We start from the raw sequence: 18460 nt of genomic DNA, 5'->3' as shown, positions 1-18460 counted from the left end.
ACAATTAATAACTATGGCGCAAACTTTAGCAACCCCCGGCGTTTATATTGAAGAGAAAAATGCCTTTCCTAATTCTGTTGCTGGTATTCCTACTGCCATTCCGGCATTCATCGGATATACCGAAAAAGCAATAAGAGAAGGAGAGTCTTTAATCAACCAGCCGGTAAGAATCACATCTCTTGCGGAATACCACAGCATTTTTGGTGCAGGAGTAAAAACCACATTTAGTATTCAGCAAAGTCAGGGATCATCATTTGATTTCCAAGTAGACGGTGCATCTTACAAGCTTGTTCAAGACAGCGAATCAAGATTTCTTTTCTATGATTCGTTGAGATTGTTCTTTGCAAACGGAGGTGGAACTTGCTACATCGTTTCTGTTGGTACTTATTACAAAGCAGATTCAAGTCAGTCAGATGATGACTACTACAGCTCGAGCTCAGGTCCAAAGCTAAATTCAGTTTCTAAAAAGGCACTAGAAGATGGCCTTATAGCTTTGATCAGTGAAGAAGAGCCAACTATGGTAGTAGTTCCTGAGGCTATAGAACTGGAAGAAGGTGACTGTTTTGCACTTCAACAAGCCATGATTTCTCATTGTGGTTACAAAATGAAGAACAGATTTGCCATCCTTGATGTATTCAAAGGTACAGTGGCAAGAACTTATGACAGAAATGACGTAATTACAAGATTCAGAGAAGGTGTTGGTAGCAACTTCCTTGCTTACGGATCTGCTTATTACCCATTCTTGAATACATCAATTGTACAGAATGAAGAAGTAAGCTATAAAAACATTTCAAATCTTGATGTTCTGGAAAGCCTACTTACTAAAGAGGTTGATCGTTCTACTGATGATAAAAAGAAATCAGACGAAATAAAAACTGAGATCAAAAAAATTTCTAACCCTGATGCAGATTCAGAAAGTGTTAACCAGACTTTAAAAGTAGTTAGCCCTGTATTCAAATCAGTTTTAACAAAAGTTAGAAATCTTTTGAATGTACTTCCTCCAAGCCCTGCAATGGCTGGTATTTATACTGCTATTGACAATTCCAGAGGTGTATGGAAAGCTCCAGCAAACACTAGCATTGCTTCTGTTATTTCTCCTGTTGTAAAACTTACTCATGATGATCAGGAAGATCTTAACCTTACTGTAACAGGTAAATCAGTTAATGCTATCAGATCATTTATTGGTCAGGGCACAATAGTTTGGGGTGCTAGAACCCTAGACGGGAATAGCCAGGATTGGAGATATATAAACGTAAGAAGAACGTTGATATTTATAGAGCAGTCTATAAAATATGCAGCTAAAGCTTATGTATATGAACCAAATACTTCTAATACTTGGGTATTGGTTAAAAGTATGATCTCTTCTTTCCTGAACGATCTTTGGAAACTAGGTGGTTTAGTAGGAGCATCTCCTGAGCAAGCTTATCAGGTTGAGATTGGCCTTGGCGCAACAATGACTCCAAATGATGTACTTGATGGTGTTATGAGAATTTCTGTGAAAGTAGCTATCTCAAGACCTGCAGAGTTTATCGTGATCACATTCCAGCAAAAAATGCAGGAGTCTTAATTGACTAATTTAAATTTTTATTACTAAACTGATAATTGTCTTTAATTATAAAAAAATATAAATATGGCAGATACACAATGGCCCATTCCTAAGTTCCACTTTTCAGTAGAAATAGGAGGAACTCAAGTTGGATTCCAGGAGGTTTCTGGATTAAGCATGGAAACTCAATTTATTGAGTACCGCGCAGGAAATGATTCAACATTTTTAACTCAGAAAATACCAGGACTTAAAAAGAACGGAAACATCACTTTGAAGAAAGGTATGTTCCAAGGTGACGAAACATTCTGGCACTGGTGGAATGATGTTCAGGTAAATAAAGAAAGAAGAGAAACTGTAATCATTAACTTGCTTGATGAAGAAGGTAATCCCCTTTTTACTTGGACAATCAACAACGCATTCCCAATTAAGTTCTCTGCTCCTGATCTTAAATCAGATGCAAACGAGGTAGCAATAGAAACTCTTGAGCTTGCTCATGAAGGTATAGTGCAAACTCTTGCTTAATTAAAATAATTTTTACGGAAGCATATAATGGCAACTGGAACTTCAACTTCCAAGAAAAAACCGTCTGCTGGTGGGACGTCAAAGTACTATCCACCTGTTGGGTTTCACTTCAGGGTTAGAATAGTTAATACAAATGACAGCTCTGGTTTAGATTCAAATTTTCAGGAAGTATCTGGCATATCTGCTGAGATACCGACGGAGGATTTTTATGAAGGGGGAGTGAATTCATTTACTTATAAGCTTCCTAAAACAATGAAATATTCACCTTTACAGCTAAAGAGAGGCTTAGTGTCCTCTCTTTCAGCTTTAGGTGAATGGTGTAAAACAACATTGATTAATGGCTTTGACCAGCCAATAGTTACCAAGGATGTTGTAGTAAGCTTGTTAGATGAAGAAAATGAGCCGCTCATGTCTTGGAAGTTTATAGATGCTTATCCCACTAAGTGGAGTGTATCAAATTTTAATGCCCAGAATAATGATATTGTTATTGAAAGCCTGGAACTAACCTATAAGCGATTTGAGCAGGTAAAGGTTTAAATTATGGCAATAGAAATTAAAGAATTAATTATTAAAATGACAGTTTCTTCTTCAAATGGGGAGAAGAAAGCTGTGCAGTTGGATATGCCTTCTTCTGTTAAAAACAAAATAGTGAAGGAATGTGTGGAGAAAGTTATGCAAAAATTACAATCAAAGATAGACAGATAGTATGGCTGCAAATCAAAGTGGATTGACTAAGATGGAAATAATCGGCTATAAAAAGTCGACCTTTGAAGATGAGCATGCCAGATTTAAGGTGCAGTTTAATCCAACTACTTTCAAACAGGAATATGCTGTCGAGTTTGTAGAAGATGCGCCTCCAGGTTCTACTGATAGTCCGCAGAAGCTGAAAAAAGCTCCTTCTAAAAAATTGAATATTACTCTTACTCTTGATGCAACAGGAGTAACAGGACAAGCCGGAACTAACGGGAGTAAAACCGTTGATATAATGGAAGAAATTAAAGCCTTTAAAAAAGCAACATATGATTTTATTGGCTCAACACACGATATACCATTTGTAAAGATAATTTGGGGGGTAAATACATTCCAGGGAAGATTGCGAAATCTTACAGTTACCCACAATATGTTCAAGTCAAATGGTGACCCTTTAAGAAGTACATTAGAAGCTTCATTTGAAAGCTCAAAAGAAGCTTCCAAACAAGCAAAGGAGCATGATCTTCAGTCTCCTGATTTAACACATTTAAGAACAGTGAAATTTGGAGATACATTACCTTTAATGTGTAATGAAATTTATAATGATTGTTCTCTCTACTTAAAAGTAGCTAAGTTTAACAACCTGGTAGATTTTCGTAATCTGGAACCTGGTACAGAGATTATTTTTCCTCCAATAGTATGAGTACATCCCTGATCGCAAATGATACCAGTTTAGTAACCTACGACATTCTCACTGATGGTGCTCTTATTCCTGGTGAACATCAGATTGTTTCAATTAATGTTTCAAGGGCCGTAAATAGAATTGGAACAGCAACTGTAACTATTGTTGATGGAGGGTTTACCGGCTTAGCTGAAGATTTTCCCTCTTCTAATTCAGGGATATTTGATCCGGGTAAAAAAATAACAATAAAGGCAGGCTATCATGCCAAAAATGAAATAATTTTTGAAGGTATTATTGTAAAACAGGGATTGAGTCTATCTCAGGACAGTCGTAAGTTAATTATTGATTGTAAAGAGGAGGCTTATAAAATGGCTCTTGCCAGAAATAATGCTATATATCTTGACAAAACAGATAGTCAGGTTATTTCAGATTTAATAGGTAAAAGCGGTCTTCAGGCAACTGTGACTTCAACAGAAGCAACACATCCGGAACTTGTACAATATTTTTGCTCTGATTGGGACTATATGTTGATGAGAGCAGACTTCAATGGACATATTGTTGTTACAGAAGGAGCCAAGATTAAAGTTGGCAAACCTGATGTTTCGTCCGCTCCGGTTGTTGAGGTGGTAAACGGGCAGACTTTAATGGAAATAGACATTGAAATAGATGCGAGAAATCAATTTCCAAAAGTCACAAGTGTCGCCTGGGATGTGGCTTCTCAAAAGGTTTTGGAGGCAAATTCTGGTAGTGTAACAGTACCAGCTGTGGGTATTACCCCCGATAAATTAAGTAGTGTACATGGAATTACTCAATATCAGCTTCAGACACCTGCAAATTTACCCAACAACGTACTGCAGGCCTGGGCAACAGGTAAGTTGACAAGATCGAAACTATCCATGTTGCAAGGTCATGCTAAATTTATTGGAAGTGCCTTGGTTAAACCGGATGTTGTTTTAACATTGAAAGGCCTTAGTAATCATTTCAACGGTGATGTATATGTAAGTGCTGTAAACCATGTTCTTGAAGAAGGTGAGTGGATTACACAGGCTAGCTTTGGAATTTCATTCAAATCTTACTCTGAAAGTAATAATGATATTGTAGCCCCTTCTGTCAGCGGAATAACGGCTGGGATCAAAGGGCTGCAAACTGCAATAGTTAAAAAAATAGATGCTGATCCGGCAGGTCAGCACAGAATACAAATAAGTTATCCAACATTGAAACAGGATAACATGGGAATTTGGGCCAGACTTTCTACTTTTTATGCAACGAATGGATCTGGAACATTTTTTATTCCTGAAATTAATGATGAAGTTGTTATTGGTTTCTTAAATGAGGATCCGGAACAGCCTATTATTTTAGGCTCTGTTTATAGTGCTAAAAATGTTCCTGCCTTCACTTCTGAAGAAAAAAATAACACGAAATCATTTGTTACCAGAAGCAAAATGAAATTGACTTTCGATGAAGAAAAGAAAATCATTACAATTATTACTCCAGGTAACAATAGTATAGTATTGGATGATGATAAAGGAGCAATAACAGCCATTGACAAGAACAATAATAAAATGGAGATGAATGATGCTGGAATTACCTTTGATTGTGTGAAAGATTTTACAATTAAGGCTCAAGGGAAAGTTATCATCGAAGCACAGCAAGATATTCAGGCTAAGGCTACTGGAAATCTTAAAGGAGAAGGAATGGCTGTTGAATTAAAAGGAAGTACAAAATTTGCCGCTGAAGCAGCTATGGCTGAAGTTAAAGGATCTGGCCAGACTGTTATAAAAGGTGGTGTAGTTATGATTAATTGATTTTAAAATATAAAACAATCAGATGCCTTTTGCAGCGAGAGCGGGAGATATGCATACTTGCCCTATGATGACGCCAGGTACTCCACCTATACCACATGTAGGAGGTCCTGTAATGCCACCTGGGTGTATGACTGTATTAATTGGGGGAATGCCAGCTGCCAGAGTGGGTGACATGTGCACATGTGTGGGGCCCCCTGATAGCATTGTTAAAGGGTCTGCTACAGTTTTAATTGGCGGTATGCCAGCAGCAAGAATGGGTGATTCAACAGCACATGGCGGATCTATAGTTTTAGGTTGTCCTACTGTAATTATTGGAGGTTAAATATGAAGCATAAAAAAACATTTTTAGGTGTCGGATGGAAGTTTCCACCTACTTTTGATAAAACCTCTGGAAGTGTAATGTTGGTTTCAGAAGAAGAGGATATCAGAGAAAGTCTTTTTATTCTACTTTCCACCAAACCAGGTGAAAGAACAATGTTGCCAGAATATGGATGTGATTTGAATAAGATGATTTTCGAATCCATTGATAGTTCTCTGATTACTGAAATGAAAGGAATGATTGAAAACGCCATTCTTTACTTTGAGCCGAGAATTATACTAAATGAAATTGATATCAGTCAGGATAAAACAAATGATGGTTTATTGTTGATTGATGTACAGTATACCATAAGAAAGACAAATAAGAGAAGTAACATGGTATATCCATATTATATTCTTGAAGGAAATGAAGCCCGTTTCAGGGCAGTGAATACTTTTTGATCTGACCAAACCAAAGCATGGAAGGTAATAAATTTATAAGACTTACAAGTGCCGGTACATCACAGGAAAGCAGGGCGTTTCCTGCGTTGGATTTTAATTATGTTAAGATTGATGAGCGGTCGTTTGAAGATCTGTTGGTATTTTCTTCAGGTTTCTCTAGGCTTATCAATTTTTATAATTTAAAAAATAAGGTAGAAGGAGATTGGTCTGAGTTTCTGACGGACGAAACAGTAATTCTGGCTACTATTATTGATTCTAATCCATCCGGAATAGAAATAAACTTTAAGAATAATCTTAATAAAGCAATCCTTTTTAAGAGACCTGAGAAAAAAATTTTCTACTTTAAAAAATGCTTTAAAGAGGTTTTTGATCTCGCACTTCGATTCCAAATCTGGTTAGGCAGGCTTAAAGCTGTAGAGGCTTTTTCTGGTGAGGAATTGAAAATCAGAAATGAAATTTCAAGTGCTATTTCAAGTAAGTTAAACTTGTCTTTAAAAATTCTTGTAGAACAACAACGTAATCTTAATGGATTTTTAAGTGAAGATGAAACCATGGTTTTTAATTACCATAGGTTCGATGATTTATGGGGAATTAAAGATTCATTACAGGATGATGGCCAGAAAAAGGACATTAGTTCATTTAAACAAGAGAGCTTAGTAATTTCAGAACAACTGCAACTGAGCTTTCAGTCGTTTTATGAAACTTTGTTATATCTGAAGATCAAGGCGCCGGATTATCTTCAGGAATCTCTCAGGACAGATACTCATTATCCGGAGGTTTCTTTATTTCTTGCATTCTTAAAACTATTTCAGCACGCTCAAGGTGAAATTAATAATATTTCAAAAAGACATCTTGACTTTTATTATAATGTAGGCCTTCAGCAATCACCTAAGAATGCTATAAAAGATAAAGTCTACCTTTCGTTTAAAACATATGATACATCTGTTGTCGCTCATGTAAAGAAAGGTACTGTATTTATTGGTAAAGAAGATGATAATGGGAAGGAGGTTCTATATACTGCAGATTATCCTTTGCTGGTAAACAAAGCTAAAATAGAACGTCTTCGTTCAATCTTTATTGAGAAAAAATCTTTGAATGTAAGAGGTGTAGAAAAAATATTATTCAAAAATATCCTCTCTGCAGACTCTGATATAAAAACATTAACTAGAAAAGCAGAAGATAATTTCCCTCGCAAATCATTTGCTACTTTTGGTGAAAGCCAGGATGGAAAAGGAGAGCTGGAGAAAACGATGGGAAATGCAACTGTTGGTTTTGTCATTGCCTCTCCAGTATTGTTTTTGAAAGAAGGTTATAGAGAAATTTCATTAAAGCTTCAGTTCCTTCCTGAAAAGTTTCAGGGATTGATTCAGAAGCTTGAGGACATTGCTCATGTAGAAAGAAGTACGGAAAGTGAAATCTTCATTAAAAGTTTTTTAGAAGCATTTCAGTTGGATATAACGGCACCTGAAGGTTGGTTCAGAGTAAGAAAATATGTGATATCAAGGGAGGTAGATTCTTCTTCCTTAGTAATAAGGTTTGATTTGGATGAGTCTGATCCTGCTATTGTAAAATATAATTCAGGGGTTCACAAAGGAATATATTCTTCTAAAGCTCCGCTGATTAAGATAGGCTTAAATAGCGACACTTATATTTATCCTTATTCACTTCTTAAAGACCTGATACTTGAAGAGGTGGATATCAAAGTAAATGTAACGGGTGTAAAAGATCTTGTTCTATATAACAATATGGGACAGCTAAGCCCTGACAGTCCTTTTTATCCATTTGGACCAATGCCGAATGTTGGTTCTTACCTTGTTGTTGGGAATAATGAGATTTTCAGGAAGAGCCTAGATTCTTTAAATATCAATATTGAATGGTTTGATCTTCCCAGAAATAAAAGCGGATTTTTCGGGCACTATGAAGATTATGGGATAAATATTGATAATACTTCTTTTGAAGCTAAAATTTCAATACTTGAAAACGGAAGGTGGAGACCATCAGTAAAGGAACAACAGTCATTTAAACTATTCAGGTCAGAAGGCGATCCTAGAGGGGAAATTATTAATGCAAAATCAGAACTGGATGAACAAACATTGATTCATTCTGTAGAAATAAACAGAATCAAACAATCTCCTGATTTTGCTGGGATAGAATTGAATTCTCTTTACACCAGCACTTCTCAGAGGGGATTTTTGAAAATCGAACTGTCATCTCCGGAAGCTGCTTTTGCTCATACAATTTATCCTGCTGTGCTTTCTGAAACAGCAATTAAAAATTCAAGATCTAGTCTTGTACAGCTGGTTGAGAAGAAAATGGATAAGATGCCTAATCCTCCATATTCTCCTCAGATTAAATCTTTATCACTAGACTATAGCTCTGCTTCTGTTATATCACTAAAAGACAGATCTAACAGATCGGATGGAAATGAATTAAGAGGTGCGATTTACCATATTCATCCTTTTGGCGAAGAATTGGTATATCCTGATAATTCGTCTCAGGTTACTTACCTATTGCCAGAGTACAATCATGATGGTTCTTTGTTGATCGGATTTTCAAATATCAATCCTCCTCAATCAGTATCCATGCTGTTTGAGATGTTTGATGAATTTACAATTTCTTCGGAAGAAGATCCTCCGGTAATAGAATGGAGCTATCTTGCAAATAACAAGTGGCATTTGTTGAAGCCTTCTAAAATACTGAGAGATGATACAAGTAGCTTTATCAAAACCGGTATTATTCAGATTGATTTACCTTATGAAATAAACAGGAATAACACTATTCTGGATTCCAATTTATTTTGGGTAAGGGCAAGTGCTCTTAATAATATTGAAGTAGCATCAAAAACCATAAGTGTATATACACAGGCTATATCTGCTACACTTTCCGATTCTTATAACCTTGATGGCAACCACCTTAAAAAGCCATTACCGGCTTTCACAGTAAAAAGATCTGTTGAAAATATTGAAGGCGTGGAGTCTATCATTCAGCCATTAGAGTCTTATAATGGTCTGCCTAAAGAAGGTAATAAAGAGTTTTATACAAGAGTAGGAGAACGCTTGAGACATAAATCCAGAGCAATCATGGCTTGGGATTATGAGAGAATTATCCTAGAGAAATTCCCATCTGTATATAAAGTGGCGTGTTTGCCAAATATGACAAGCAGTAATCTTGATGCACCAGGAAGTGTATTGTTAGTAATTTCTCCATTTAAAAACAATAATAATCTGGATGGTAACGAGCCAATGGCAAGTAGTGAGTTGTTATACCAGATTAAAAATTACATAACGCAATTCGTTAGTCCGTTTGTTAAATTAGAAATCAGAAACCCTAATTATGAAAGGATAAAAATTATTTGCGGAGTTAAATTTACTGATGGGTACAATTATGGATTTTTCCTTCAGAAGCTGAATGAGGAGTTGAAGAAATACCTTAGTAAAAGCAATGAGGAGGGATATTCAAGATTACATTTAGGGGGAAAAATAAACACCTCTGATATCCTAAGCTTTATGAGAACATTGCCTTATGTAGACTTTATTACGAAGTTTTCAATGGTTCAGGCAGCCCGTGATTTCGCAGGTAATTGGATACTGATTGACACTGCAAGGGATGGAGAGGCCAAGTCATTTTTACAAGCTACAAAACCATGGTCAGTGCTTGTACCCGCATTGGAGCATCAGATCACTGTATTGAATGATAAATATGAAGAAAGATCTCTTCAGGCTGGTATTGATTCTCTTGAGCTGGGTCATGATTTCATTATAGAATAAACACATTAAATTATTAAGGAATACATCATTTTATGTCTTTACAAAATCGAAATTCTTTAAAAACCTTTTTCAAGAAAGGTCAATTGCCTTCGGAAGGCAACTTCTTTGACCTTATTGATTCAATGATAAATAAAGTTGACGATGGGATGTCTAAGACGTTGGAAGACGGCTTAATGCTTTCTCCTATCGGCGGATCAAAGAAATTGATCAGTTTTTATAAGAGTATTGAGGAAAAGAGTCCGGCCTGGGGACTTGAAATAGATCAGGGTAATGGCAATATTAATTTCAATAACCATGTAGGAGATAGTGTATTGACATTGGCGAATACTGGCAAAGTTGGCATTAATAATCCTGCGCCTGAATTTGAACTGGATGTTAATGGTGCTATAGCCATGGCAGGAAGGCAGGGAAATGCTTATAAAGGAAAGATACTTGCTGACGGAAAATGGCATCCTGTACTTACTGAATTGAACGGCTGTCATGCACTCGAAATAGTTGCTGGTATTGGGAAAAAGAAAACAGGAAGGTATGCTCTTATCCATGCTTTTGCATTAAGTGCTTTCGGAAAGTCAAAGAACAAGATAGATATCCGTCAGGCTTATTATGGAGTAAGAAGTAACAGAATAGAGTTACGGTGGACTGGTACAACTTACAATTTTAGCCTGGAAATGAGAACTCGTAATACCTACGATGGGGAGTTTTATATTCAATATTTTATTTCCAAACTTTGGTTTGACCAGTTTATGGATAATAGTGTCGGAAAATAATTTATAAGCATCATGAAATTAGAGAATGAAAATTCAGGAAATATCAATTTTTCAGTATCGATTGATGAAGCCAATAAAATATTCAAGGCATTGGGAAATCTTCCTTTTGTTGAAGTCTATGAACTCATAGGTAAGCTCAACGAGCAGGCAAACTCTCAATTATCCTTAAAAAAAGGGAATTCTGAATCGCTCATTTCCGACGCTTCATTCGATATTGACCAATTGCTAAAATAACCGGTTATGGAAAAACCTGCTTTTATTTCTTCTGAAAAGGAAACCAATCCAGGTCTGGATTATGGTTTGCTTAGAGCAGAAGGTGTTAATATAATTCAAAAACTTACGGGAGCTTTCTGGACAGATTATAACGAGCATGATCCCGGTGTTACTATTCTCGAACTTCTATGCTATGCGATAACAGACCTTTCTTATCGTACTCAGTTTGATATACAGGATCATTTATACAACGATCCTGAAGACGATACTTTTTTAAAAGCACATTCAATTCTTCCTTGTAATGCATTAACATTGAATGATTATAGGAAGCTTATTTTTGATAAAGTATTTGAACTCAAAAATGTCTGGGTACTGCCTATCCTTGATGATGGCAGTTCATTTCGCGGACTTTATAAAATCCTTATAGATATTGATCCTGCCATTAAATCCGAAGAGGACAGGCTGGCTGTTTCAGAGAAGACAAGAAAGGTTTTCTGTGACAATAGAAACATTTGCGAGGACCTTGAGCAGATAAAAATTCTTGATCAGATTGATGTAGGTATTTATGCAGATATTGAAGTGGATGGAATCAGGGACCTTGAAAGCATACTTGCATATATTTACTTTAAAGTAGATGAATATTTAAGTCCTGAGATAAGGTTTTATTCCTTGAGTGAATTGTTGCAGGAAGGATTTACATTAAATGAAATATTTAATGGACCTTTATTGAAACATGGTTTTATTAAAACTTCTGAGCTACAGCCTAAGTCAAATAAAATACTTATATCTGAGGTGATAAAATTCATCATGCAGGTACCAGGAGTGGTGAGCGTGAAGAATCTTCATCTTAAAGTTGGAGAAAAGATTTTTGAAAACCAGATAGAGATAAGTGAAGACGAGCTTCCAAAACTCCTGACTATGCTGACTGATGCTCAGGGAAACTCCAGTATCCAGTTTTTCAGAGGTGCAGTCAATTATACAACTATAGATTTTAACATAGTTAAAAGGAAGCTGAACGAACTTCAATCCGCTAATAAAAGGGTCTATAGATTAAGTGAAGAAACAATCTCAATTCCTTTAGGAAAAAAACTGGATGTGGAGCCTTATTTCTCCATTCAGAATCAGTTTCCTCTTGTCTATGGTATTGGTCAGTATGGATTGCCTAGTTCGGCAGATATTAAAAGAAAAGCTCAGGCAAAACAGCTAAAAGGATTTCTGTTAATATATGAACAAATACTTGCCAATTATCTGTCACAGCTGGCAAATGTTAAAAAGTTGTTCTCATTAAAAGAAGATTTAATGCAGACCTATTTTTATCAAACACTAGATTCGGTTCCGGATGTAAAGCCATTGCTCAAAGAAAGGAAACATGAATTTATTGATGAAACAGATCTTCATTTTTCTACTTCATTAAATTATTATCTTGGTTTACCAGAGCTTGTAAAAGTTAAAGACAACTATACTGACAGAAGGAATAGATTTCTTGATTATCTGTTAGCTATTCACGGTGAATCATATACACAATATTCACTTTCTCAGTTTAATTATTATTTCAATGAAAGTGAGTTTGAAAGACATCTTATTCAGAATAAGACCAGGCTTTTGAAATCACTATCAACTATTAATAAGAACAGGGCAAGAGGTTTCAACTATCTGGAGTCAAGTGTTGACACAGATAACATAACAGGGATGGAAGCTAAAATTTCCATTCTGCTGGGACTTGGTGGAAGCCATTCTGATCAGGTATCCGAATATAAAGCACACTCTCTGGTAGATCACTATAGCAGCTTTGGAGCTAAATTATTAAATGATGATGCAGAGGATAGTGAAAAGGAATCCTGGTATAAAGAAGGCGTGTTTCCTAACGGCCTAAATGAGGAATATATAGAAGAGTATTTTGATTTTATTGATACGGATGAAGTTGTAATTACGGATTTTTCTGACAATAAAAGGAGATCACTTTTATCTCAGACTTTACCTGTCAAAAGTAAATTGATTCCATCTGAGTTTCTGAAGGAAGGTATTATTCTGAATAATTACAGGCTTGGACAATTCGCTAATGAAGAGGACGAAAGCTTCTATATAGCTTTTAGAGGGGCAAATAAAAAGTGGCAGAACATTGGAAACTTTGTAGAGGAAAAAGATGCTATAGCTGCTGTTATGGAGCTTATTTCTCACGTGAAAAAGCTCAATATTCAAAGTGAAGGTCTTCATATAATTGAACACATACTGTTAAGACCTGATTTGAAAGATCAGAATCATGGGGTATTGATTTATGATGAGAATAGGAAACCCGTGTTAAGAAGTGCTGAACAATATTCATTTAAAGAGAGGGATAATATCCTGAAAGATATTAAGAGCCACCTGTATGAATTTGCCAACTATTCTGTAGAGACCACTGTTGATAAGGATTTTGAAGTTCATTTTAAAACTCCGGACGACAAATACCATTTTGTAAGTATGGAAGCCGATATTTCTGTTGAGGCTACTCACGAGAAAATGGAAAGGTTGTTCAGGTTTATTTCAGATCAGGAAGAAATCACTCCATTTGAAAGAAAGATTGGCTTATATATAAAAAATATACATACTGACAGAATTATTCCTGAGGACTTCTTCAGCTACAGAGCGAGTATAATTTTGCCTAATTGGACTGCAAGATTCGGCAATAAGGAATTCAGGGCTATCATCGAAGACACCATTCATGAAAACAAGCCTGCAAATATTTCTTTCAATTGTTTCTGGCTTCATCCATCACAAATGCAGGAGTTTGAAACTGTTTATTATCTTTGGATGGAGGAACTTCGTCAACAGAATCCGGATAAGGATCTGCTTGATGAATACAGCAATCAGTTGAGCGAATTGCTGATGACTTATCAAAATGAGTAAAGCGTAATGGCTGAGAGTAAGCACTTTGTGCAGAAGTATGTTTTTGATGTTAACTATGATTCTGAAGAAAATGCTTATAAGTTTCAGACTCAGCTTGCGGATTTTATAAAAGAAACAATAGTAGCACTTACCGACGAAGTTTTAAGCAAAGCTACTGAAGGATTTCTTCTAAGTGCAGATAAATTAACGCTGGATTTAGGAGAAATTTCTTTTGATAATTATGAGAATGAGATTTATGCTAAAATAAAATCTCAGCTTTCAGATAAGATTGCTTTATTATTATCCGGACATTTTACCGGCAATACTCAGGAAAGTGTAACTTTTTTATCTAAAGAGCTTTCGGACCTTCAGATTTTTGATTTTTTTCTTCAAAATGGTTTTCTGCCATGGAATATCCATCAGGAATACACTTCATATTCTGTAAAGAAGTTATTAATAGAACTGATTGAGAATAATCCTCCAACAATCAAGAAATATATTGAAAAAGTTACTTCTGATGAAGTTTTGAGGACGAGGCTTATTCGTCAGTTTGATGATGAAGTTTTATGGAAAATTATTACACTGTGGATTGGGGAGCCCGTTTTCCTTAAACAATTTTATAAAGAAATTGTCACTTTATACAAACGAAAACCAATCATTAGAAATACCTTTTCGGAATTCAGAGATCTCGTTTGGCCTTTCATTTTAAATGAAGTAATCATTGAGCGAAAGACAAATTTTGAGACTATTCAGTTTACAGAGAATCTCATGAACTTTGTTTCTGAAGAAACCAAGACAGAATATTATAATGTAGTACTGGCTTTTTATAATTCTATTGATGATGCCATCAATAATTCATTAAAGCATGTTGCTCCTGAAATTACAGAAAGTGTAAAAGCTATTTTATTAAGGGATAATTTTTCAGATACAACATTGAAGAAGAAAATATCCGAATCTAAAGAATTAGAAAAGCTTTTCGGTGAGAAGGGTATTAAAGAGAATAAAACGAGCGAAGAAAGTAAAAAGCAAAATAACAGAGATCCGGAGTCAGGAACAACGAATGATTCATTTGACAGGAGAAATAAAGAGCTTCAACAAAAGGAAGAAGAACTTATTTTAACAAAGTTTTTATCTTTAAGAAATGAGATATTTGCAGTTGAAAAAAGCTCTTTGAGTGAAATTATAACTAGAGTGGAAAGGATTATAAAAACCTTTAGTTTTTCTAATCCTGATTTTTTAAAGAAGAGCTTTGCAGTCGCAGGCTGGACATTGGAAGAACCGGCTACAATAAAATATCTGGATCTGTTTTCTGAAGAAATCCGGAAGCAGATCATTTTAAATATTCTAAAGAAAACCGAGTCAGAATTTGAACAAAGTGTAATTGAGCAGGAAAAAAATCTGATTCAAAGATTCTTTGAGATAGGCCATATCCCGGTGCTTTACAGTAAGCCTTTTACAAAGGATTTTAAGGTCTTTCAGACCATTCTATTGAAAACAGCAGAGTACAATCCGGAATGGTTTGCCGCAATTTTTAAACGTGCAGTTGTAGAGAGTTCGGATAAGGATATTAAAATACCTTTATTGATGGAAATCTTTACAGTAGAGGTGGTTAAAAGTATTTTCAAACTGGCCAGACAGGAAGCTGAATTGAGGCCTTTTCTCAATAGACTGGAAACTCAATCAGGAAAAGGTAAGTATCCGAAATCTAATGAAGAAGAAAAGCTGCTGAATTCAACCACTGAGGAAAGTAATAGAAAGGATACCACCCCTGATAATATAGAACAGGATAGAAAGAATCTGGATGAGGATGACGATAGCTACTTTGCTACAAGACTTTCAGAGATTAATTCTCCTGAAAGTGCAGTCTATCATTTAAATATTATACTTAAAAAATCGTCCCCTAAATCAACCAGGAAAGGCAAAACCGCAGGAGGTGATGGTGTAAAAGGCAAAAAGAAAAAGAATGGCAATATCACTAACAGTGAGGTAAAGCTTGAGACACTAATTCCTCTATTTTTTGAAAAGTATTCGTCTGTTGCTGTTTCCTATTTTAAGTCATTGTCTGTAAAAGAGCAAAAGTCTGTATTGAAGACATTGAAAGGTGAGAAGCTGGAACGTGTTGAGAGCTTGATCAAAGGTCATGACAGAGCTTTGGAGGAGCTAATAAAAGAAGTAAGAGGCGAGAATAAGGTCATTGTTAATACAGACCACAAAGCTATAACAAAGGTTGAAGGTGGTGACGGTATGGTGCAGAAAGAACTTAAACTGGAATATAAAAAAATGGAAAGTGGGGAGCCTGTATACATCAGCAATGCAGGACTTGTGTTAGTTCATCCTTATTTGACAAGATTTTTTAAAATGCTCAACCTGACTGAAGGCAGGGCATTTAAAGATGAATATTCCTCTCATAAAGCTGCTCACATATTGCAATACCTGGTGAATAAAAACACAAGTGCAGAAGAGCATGAACTAGTTTTGAATAAACTGATTTGCGGAATAGCCCTTACTACTCCTTTGTTGCGTGATATAGAAATTACTCCTGAAGAAATAGAAACCTGCGAAGGTTTACTGGAAGGTGTGATTCAAAACTGGACTATATTAAAGAAAACCACTAACGACAACTTCAGGTCTTCTTTCCTGATCCGTCAAGGGCGGCTTGTGCTTGAATCCAAGGGATGGAAATTGAAAGTGGAAGAAAAGGCCTATGATATTCTGGTAGAAAAACTGCCTTGGTCTATTGCAATGATTAAAATGCCATGGATGAATAATATCATCTATGTAGAGTGGAAGTAATAGAACTCAATATTTTATTTAGAGAATTTTTAGCTTAAATTTAATAATTAAGAAGAGTAAGGTTAAAACGTGCTTTAACAACCTGAAGAAAAGCAGAATTTAGCTTAAAAATGGAAAAAGATTTCAACAAGGTTCTGAGTTCCCCCGTGAATGATTTTGCTGAAAAGGTCAAAGTGAAAATTGATTATGACCTGATAGGAAAAAATGGTGAAGTATTAAAAAGAGAACTTGAGTGGCTGAAGTTTCTCATAAAGAAACGAATCAGTTTCTTTGATGATGAAGAGATGAACTCATTACCAATGGATCTGAATCCTCCGGTCATAGTTCATAAAGAAACTCCATATGCAAAGTTTATTGAGAAATACGAGCTTGATACGTATGGCAGGATATTACTCATAATGACATTGGCACCTGCATATCATCCGGAGGTATTCTCCGAATTGGTTGAAAGAGAAAGAGGGTTCAGGTTGAGGTATGACGAGTTTGGAGGTATCGCAGAGAATTTTTGCTGTCAGTTTCTCCCAACCCTAAAAACCCTGATATATCTGATTGCTGGAAGTAATTCATCGCTTACTGGACAGCTCTATACTCGGTTTATAGAAGAGAATATTCTGATAGAAGAACAGATTATAATATTTAAAGAAATAGGTCCTGATAGCGATAGGGTTATTAATCTGGAACTTAAACTTATTCCTGAATTCGTTGCCCACCTTACAAGAAACAGAGAGACTTTACCTACTTTCAATAGTAATTTTCCTGCAAAACTTATAAAGTCAAGATATGAATGGGATGACCTTGTGGTTTCCCATTTTACAAGAGAGCGACTGGAGTTAATTGTTGATTGGGTAAATTTCAAAGACAAGATTTTTGAAAGACAAGGACCTGAAGGTAAAGTAAAGGATGGATTTCCTGCTTTGTTTTATGGACCTCCCGGCACTGGAAAAACCATGGCAGCCTCTTTAATTGGCAAATTGACTAACAGACAAGTTTTTCAGATTGATTTGTCGATGGTTGTTTCAAAATATATAGGTGAAACGGAAAAGAACTTAAGTCGCCTGTTTGACAAGGCTGAGAAAAAAGATTGGATATTGTTTTTTGATGAAGCTGATTCATTATTTGGCAAACGAGGTGTGGTAAAAGATGCCCATGACAAATATGCCAATCAGGAAATGTCCTATCTGCTTCAGCGTATGGAACAATTTACAGGGCTCACGATACTGGCAACAAACTTTGATCAAAACCTTGATCCCGCAATGACAAGAAGGTTCCAGGCTAAGGTTTATTTTCCGCGTCCTACCAAAGACGAAAGATTGAACCTCTGGTACAAAAGTTTGTCAGCCGGTTATTCTTATAATCCTGATATATTAATGGAAAAAATTGCTGAACGGTTTGATGTCACTGGTGCCAATATTGCCAATATTTTAAAGTTGTGCTGTATCAGAGCAGAAAAGAGGGGGGATGGAATGATCATTGCCAAGGACTTACTTGAAGCATTGAGAATAGAATATTCAAAAGAGAATAAGACCTTATAAATGGATTTGATTTCTTTTAAGGAATCGAATTGTTGTAATTCCTTCATTGTTTTAAGTTAAAAGAGAAGGAGGATTTATGGATAATTTTAAAAAAGGATTTATCCTGATTGTTATCTTATTCTTTACTGCCTTTGCAGGATTTACCCAGGATAAAAATACTGACAAAGTAAAAATTACCTCATCCAAAAATAAAACTGAATCTCAGATTAGCAAAGATAAAGACAATTGCTATGCAGACGCTGAGTCTCAGTTTGATCATTCCAAACATAAGACATTGAAAAACACTGGTGCAGGGGCTGCAGCTGGAGGAGTTGTGGGTGGTATTTTGGGCCATGGAGGTGTCGGAGCTGCTGCAGGCGGGGCAGCAGGAGCTTATCGCGGGCATAAAAAATCCAAAAAAGATAAAAAAGAATTTAATGAATTGTACGCTTCTTGTCTGAGAGAAAAGGGTTATTCTGTTGATGTTGCTGATTAATTAGTTTAGATAAATGTGAATTTCCTGAAGCATATTGACTAATA

General features: G+C 35.8%; 15 protein-coding genes. All 15 read left to right on the top strand.

Going from position 1 to position 18460, the window contains the following annotated elements:
- Nucleotides 1-13: 13 nt before the first annotated feature.
- The 15 genes from K350_RS0101605 to K350_RS30665 all read left to right on the top strand — a co-directional run bounded on the left by K350_RS0101605 (nucleotide 14) and on the right by K350_RS30665 (nucleotide 18416).
- Nucleotides 14-1567 (top strand): phage tail sheath family protein, encoded by a 1554-nt coding sequence (locus K350_RS0101605; RefSeq protein ID WP_028978422.1) that lies wholly within the window; start codon nucleotides 14-16, stop codon nucleotides 1565-1567.
- Nucleotides 1568-1630: 63 nt separating this feature from the next.
- Nucleotides 1631-2068: a phage tail protein gene (locus K350_RS0101600; protein ID WP_028978421.1), complete on the top strand. Its 438-nt coding sequence runs from the start codon at nucleotides 1631-1633 to the stop codon at nucleotides 2066-2068.
- A gap of 27 nt (nucleotides 2069-2095) precedes the next feature.
- On the top strand, nucleotides 2096-2605 hold the full coding sequence (locus K350_RS26980) for a phage tail protein (RefSeq protein ID WP_051312759.1): 510 nt from the start codon (nucleotides 2096-2098) through the stop codon (nucleotides 2603-2605).
- 3 nt (nucleotides 2606-2608) lie between these two features.
- Nucleotides 2609-2773 carry a DUF5908 family protein gene (locus K350_RS32195; RefSeq protein WP_156026819.1) on the top strand — a complete coding sequence of 55 codons (165 nt, stop codon included), beginning with the start codon at nucleotides 2609-2611 and terminating at the stop codon, nucleotides 2771-2773.
- A 1-nt stretch (nucleotide 2774) separates the two neighbouring features.
- Nucleotides 2775-3461 (top strand): CIS tube protein, encoded by a 687-nt coding sequence (locus K350_RS26975; RefSeq protein WP_051312758.1) that lies wholly within the window; start codon nucleotides 2775-2777, stop codon nucleotides 3459-3461.
- The gene (gene vgrG / locus K350_RS0101580; RefSeq protein WP_028978420.1) at nucleotides 3458-5245 is read left to right on the top strand and encodes a type VI secretion system tip protein VgrG; all 1788 of its coding nucleotides are present in this window, start codon (nucleotides 3458-3460) and stop codon (nucleotides 5243-5245) included. Before K350_RS26975 ends, vgrG begins: the two co-directional genes overlap by 4 nt.
- Before the next feature lie 22 nt (nucleotides 5246-5267).
- On the top strand, nucleotides 5268-5567 hold the full coding sequence (locus K350_RS0101575) for a PAAR domain-containing protein (protein WP_028978419.1): 300 nt from the start codon (nucleotides 5268-5270) through the stop codon (nucleotides 5565-5567).
- Between the two features lie 2 nt (nucleotides 5568-5569).
- On the top strand, nucleotides 5570-6004 hold the full coding sequence (locus K350_RS0101570; RefSeq protein ID WP_028978418.1) for a GPW/gp25 family protein: 435 nt from the start codon (nucleotides 5570-5572) through the stop codon (nucleotides 6002-6004).
- A gap of 17 nt (nucleotides 6005-6021) precedes the next feature.
- Complete coding sequence (locus K350_RS0101565) at nucleotides 6022-9771, top strand: baseplate J/gp47 family protein (protein WP_028978417.1); 3750 nt, start codon at nucleotides 6022-6024, stop codon at nucleotides 9769-9771.
- 32 nt (nucleotides 9772-9803) lie between these two features.
- Nucleotides 9804-10538: a hypothetical protein gene (locus K350_RS0101560; RefSeq protein ID WP_028978416.1), complete on the top strand. Its 735-nt coding sequence runs from the start codon at nucleotides 9804-9806 to the stop codon at nucleotides 10536-10538.
- Nucleotides 10539-10550: 12 nt separating this feature from the next.
- The gene (locus K350_RS0101555) at nucleotides 10551-10772 is read left to right on the top strand and encodes a hypothetical protein (protein ID WP_037573544.1); all 222 of its coding nucleotides are present in this window, start codon (nucleotides 10551-10553) and stop codon (nucleotides 10770-10772) included.
- A 6-nt stretch (nucleotides 10773-10778) separates the two neighbouring features.
- Nucleotides 10779-13637: a hypothetical protein gene (locus tag K350_RS0101550; protein ID WP_028978414.1), complete on the top strand. Its 2859-nt coding sequence runs from the start codon at nucleotides 10779-10781 to the stop codon at nucleotides 13635-13637.
- A gap of 6 nt (nucleotides 13638-13643) precedes the next feature.
- A complete protein-coding gene (locus K350_RS30670) occupies nucleotides 13644-16409 on the top strand; it encodes a contractile injection system tape measure protein (RefSeq protein WP_028978413.1) in 2766 nt (921 codons plus the stop codon).
- Nucleotides 16410-16519: 110 nt separating this feature from the next.
- Nucleotides 16520-17941, top strand: a complete 1422-nt coding sequence (locus tag K350_RS0101540; RefSeq protein ID WP_081670846.1) for an ATP-binding protein — start codon at nucleotides 16520-16522, stop codon at nucleotides 17939-17941.
- A 76-nt stretch (nucleotides 17942-18017) separates the two neighbouring features.
- A complete protein-coding gene (locus tag K350_RS30665) occupies nucleotides 18018-18416 on the top strand; it encodes a glycine zipper 2TM domain-containing protein (protein WP_051312757.1) in 399 nt (132 codons plus the stop codon).
- Nucleotides 18417-18460 lie beyond the last annotated feature (44 nt).

Origin of the sequence: Sporocytophaga myxococcoides DSM 11118, assembly GCF_000426725.1 — a bacterium.
GTDB lineage: Bacteria > Bacteroidota > Bacteroidia > Cytophagales > Cytophagaceae > Sporocytophaga > Sporocytophaga myxococcoides.
Note: the sequence above shows the minus strand (reverse complement) of the source record. Positions and strands in the feature narration are given on the sequence as shown.

Bases quoted from the DNA above. Each gene is read 5' to 3' on its own strand.
- K350_RS32195 (WP_156026819.1), top strand. From the start codon at position 2,609: ATGGCAATAGAAATTAAAGAATTAATTATTAAAATGACAGTTTCTTCT.
- K350_RS0101600 (WP_028978421.1), top strand. From the start codon at position 1,631: ATGGCAGATACACAATGGCCCATTCCTAAGTTCCACTTTTCAGTAGAA.
- K350_RS0101575 (WP_028978419.1), top strand. From the start codon at position 5,268: ATGCCTTTTGCAGCGAGAGCGGGAGATATGCATACTTGCCCTATGATG.
- K350_RS30665 (WP_051312757.1), top strand. From the start codon at position 18,018: ATGGATAATTTTAAAAAAGGATTTATCCTGATTGTTATCTTATTCTTT.
- K350_RS26980 (WP_051312759.1), top strand. From the start codon at position 2,096: ATGGCAACTGGAACTTCAACTTCCAAGAAAAAACCGTCTGCTGGTGGG.
- K350_RS30670 (WP_028978413.1), top strand. From the start codon at position 13,644: ATGGCTGAGAGTAAGCACTTTGTGCAGAAGTATGTTTTTGATGTTAAC.
- K350_RS0101565 (WP_028978417.1), top strand. From the start codon at position 6,022: ATGGAAGGTAATAAATTTATAAGACTTACAAGTGCCGGTACATCACAG.
- K350_RS0101555 (WP_037573544.1), top strand. From the start codon at position 10,551: ATGAAATTAGAGAATGAAAATTCAGGAAATATCAATTTTTCAGTATCG.
- K350_RS0101550 (WP_028978414.1), top strand. From the start codon at position 10,779: ATGGAAAAACCTGCTTTTATTTCTTCTGAAAAGGAAACCAATCCAGGT.
- K350_RS0101540 (WP_081670846.1), top strand. From the start codon at position 16,520: ATGGAAAAAGATTTCAACAAGGTTCTGAGTTCCCCCGTGAATGATTTT.
- K350_RS26975 (WP_051312758.1), top strand. From the start codon at position 2,775: ATGGCTGCAAATCAAAGTGGATTGACTAAGATGGAAATAATCGGCTAT.
- K350_RS0101570 (WP_028978418.1), top strand. From the start codon at position 5,570: ATGAAGCATAAAAAAACATTTTTAGGTGTCGGATGGAAGTTTCCACCT.
- vgrG (WP_028978420.1), top strand. From the start codon at position 3,458: ATGAGTACATCCCTGATCGCAAATGATACCAGTTTAGTAACCTACGAC.
- K350_RS0101560 (WP_028978416.1), top strand. From the start codon at position 9,804: ATGTCTTTACAAAATCGAAATTCTTTAAAAACCTTTTTCAAGAAAGGT.
- K350_RS0101605 (WP_028978422.1), top strand. From the start codon at position 14: ATGGCGCAAACTTTAGCAACCCCCGGCGTTTATATTGAAGAGAAAAAT.